The sequence below is a fragment of the Mesorhizobium sp. M1406 genome (genome assembly GCF_040317555.1).
GTDB lineage: Bacteria > Pseudomonadota > Alphaproteobacteria > Rhizobiales > Rhizobiaceae > Mesorhizobium.
Genome location: NZ_JAMYKW010000146.1, coordinates 1 through 2,465, shown reverse-complemented (window position 1 = coordinate 2,465; position 2,465 = coordinate 1). Strand labels below are relative to the sequence as shown.

At 58.4% G+C, this 2,465-nt stretch carries 3 protein-coding genes; 1 reads left to right on the top strand and 2 read right to left on the bottom strand.

The genetic code is table 11. The features are described from left to right. Positions 1-269: 269 nt before the first annotated feature. The gene (pmtA, locus tag NKH03_RS34585; protein WP_352973317.1) at positions 270-866 is read right to left on the bottom strand and encodes a phospholipid N-methyltransferase PmtA; all 597 of its coding nucleotides are present in this window, start codon (positions 864-866) and stop codon (positions 270-272) included. 157 nt (positions 867-1,023) lie between these two features. Between pmtA and NKH03_RS34580 the strand changes: the two genes are divergently transcribed. Further along, positions 1,024-1,563: a DUF309 domain-containing protein gene (locus NKH03_RS34580; protein WP_352973315.1), complete on the top strand. Its 540-nt coding sequence runs from the start codon at positions 1,024-1,026 to the stop codon at positions 1,561-1,563. Positions 1,564-1,770: 207 nt separating this feature from the next. On the opposite strand, the gene NKH03_RS34575 is transcribed toward NKH03_RS34580, so the two are convergent. Continuing rightward, a partial coding sequence (locus tag NKH03_RS34575) for an MFS transporter (RefSeq protein ID WP_352973313.1) occupies positions 1,771-2,465 on the bottom strand: 695 nt, incomplete at its 5' end.

Here is a 2,465-nt window from a genome sequence, read left to right as displayed (position 1 = left end):
TATGAACTGGATCAGGTTCAACGGGTCACTGCGCCGCGAAAGCCAGCAGTATCTCAGCCCCTTGCCGGGACTCCCCTGGTGAATGCCTCAAGTTGAACGGGCCGGCGCGGCTTTGTCAAGCGCATTTGGCCCGCCCACTGTCAAATCAAACCAGGACCGCTTCGTCTTCTTGGCAGTCTGGCATCTGCCCCTGCTCTGTCCACATCCTGTTTGGGTGGAAGGCCACCACCCAGCGGAACCCTCAGAGAAGGAAAACCGTCCAGATTTGGCTAGACTGCTCGACGATAAGTCCAGAGCTGTGCCGGCGGTATGTTGCGGACGACGAAGTCATAGTGGGAAACCACGTAACGGTCTGGCATCTTGATCACCGGCGACAGAGGTCCATACGTGATCTGAATTAGAGGCCGGCCGGCAGGAATACGGCCAACCAGATCCTCAACCAGCGCGACACGCTGTTGCATTGGAAAGCTCAACAGCGGGACTGCACTTATAACACAATCGAACTGTTCACCTTTGCGCTCACCCAGAGCTTCGTCCAGCGCAAATGCGTCGCCCAATCTGAAGTCCACATTCGGGAAGCGTTGCACCAGGCCGTCGTAGAAAATCCTGGAATATTCGACTGAAACCAGCTGGCGCGGCTTGATTCCCCTAGCCAGGATCGCCTTTGTGATGACACCGGTTCCCGCGCCAAGCTCCAGAATCGGCAATCCTGACCGTGGGTTCACCACGCTTGCCATCCGGCGTGCCGCATAAACCGAAGTGGGAATGAGGGCACCCACGCCCTTCTTGTCCTTCTGCCAGCCTTTGAAGAATTGGACTTCTTCCTCAAACCTTTTGCCGAGCCGCTCCTTCAGTCGCAAAATCATATCTTCTCCTTGCGTCAGCCACTTACCCAACGTCATGAATTTGGCAAAGCGCGTTTTGGCCAATCTCGCCCCCCTTTACAAGCCCGTAAGACTGCTTGCCTGTCACGACGCGGTCAGCATGAGTTGCCCTTAACGCACTTTCATGTTTGCTGGACCTATGTTTCGCCCTCGCCTGCTGCCCGAAAAAAGTTTCCCGAGCTATGCGTATCTGCCCGGCAAATATCCGCATCCGGTGCGTGATGCCTTGGGCCACAGTTACCGATCAGATCCGGTGACCGTCGCCGTTGGCGAAGCGCTCGGCTCAGATGTGTTTCGATGGGGAATCGACCTTTTCAATCACGGCTACTACTGGGAAGCCCATGAAGCCTGGGAGCCTCTCTGGCAGGCTGCGAAACAAAGCGCTCAGCACCGCCTGTTATTCAAGGGACTGATCCTGTTGGCGGCGGCCGGCGTGAAGATCCGTGAGGGAAAGCGGGTCGCTGCGGCGCGCCATGCGACAAGAGCTGCAGGGCTTTTTCGTCAGGTGGTGAGAGTGCCGGGCGGCCTGTTTGAGAAAGCACTGGGAATGACACCTGCCGCGCTCGCTGAACATGCCCAAGCGATCGTAGCTTACCCGGTTGTTCTGCGGGAGCCAAAGCCTGCCCAGCCTGAACCTGTCTTTCATTTCATACTCGCACCAGTATCCGAGAGCGTTTGATCGGCAATTCAGTGGCCCAAGCTAACTTTGTCAGCAGGAAACGGGGCCTTTGAAAACCGCTCACCACCCGCATGTCACAAACAATAAGAGTGCAGTAATGTTTTATAGGCAACTCGCGGCCGCTTCGATGTCGATGGTCTTGAAGGTCGGGGGCTGACCGGTCGCGCTCGTAGCCAATCGATTGATGGCAGAGATGCCGGCCAGGCTTCAATGACGGGGATGGCGAAAAGCTGAGTGCTCGGGCTTGCGGGCCGAGCTTGTCGGCCGCTCGATGGAAAGTGTCATCTGAGGTGGGGTCTCGGCCGCGTGCAACTGGAAGACACGCTCGTCCAGTTCCTTGTCCACTTCCGTCAGACGATGATTGAGGCGAAGGTAGTCCGTCCAGGTCGGCGTGCGGAACGTTTCTGTCCAATGCATAGGCTTCTGCAGGTTCCGCTGGAGCGTCCAGTTCCGAGCACCGACGCGGCTGTGTACATGGCGCCGCTGCCGCATGAGGTCGAGGAAGGCCTCGAGATTTCTCTCGGCTATCAGATATTCGACCTTGACCACGATCGGGCCGCTTCTCGGCTTCAAATTGAGAGAGACAGCTGGGGCATCGAATTCCTCCAAGGGATCGGGCTCGGAGTCGCGGCGCTCTCGAAGAGGAAAGAGAACGCCGGCTGCAGCGACGATCAACAGGGCTCCAGCGGAGCCCTCCAGCGCCCAGGTCAACGAATGGTTTTCGGCCACCGTGCCCCACACCCAGCTGCCGAGCGCGATGCCACCATCTATCAAAGCATAGTAGATCGAGATGGTGCGCCCCACGACCCAGCGCGGGCTTGCCAGCTGCACGCTCACACCGACCCCTGACCAGGCGGTGACCCAGCCCGCGCCGCCCAAAGCGAGTGCAATTGCCGCCACCC

Excerpts from the sequence above, each read along its gene's own strand:
- pmtA (WP_352973317.1), bottom strand. The coding sequence starts at position 866 with ATGATTTTGCGACTGAAGGAGCGGCTCGGCAAAAGGTTTGAGGAAGAA.
- NKH03_RS34580 (WP_352973315.1), top strand. The coding sequence starts at position 1,024 with ATGTTTCGCCCTCGCCTGCTGCCCGAAAAAAGTTTCCCGAGCTATGCG.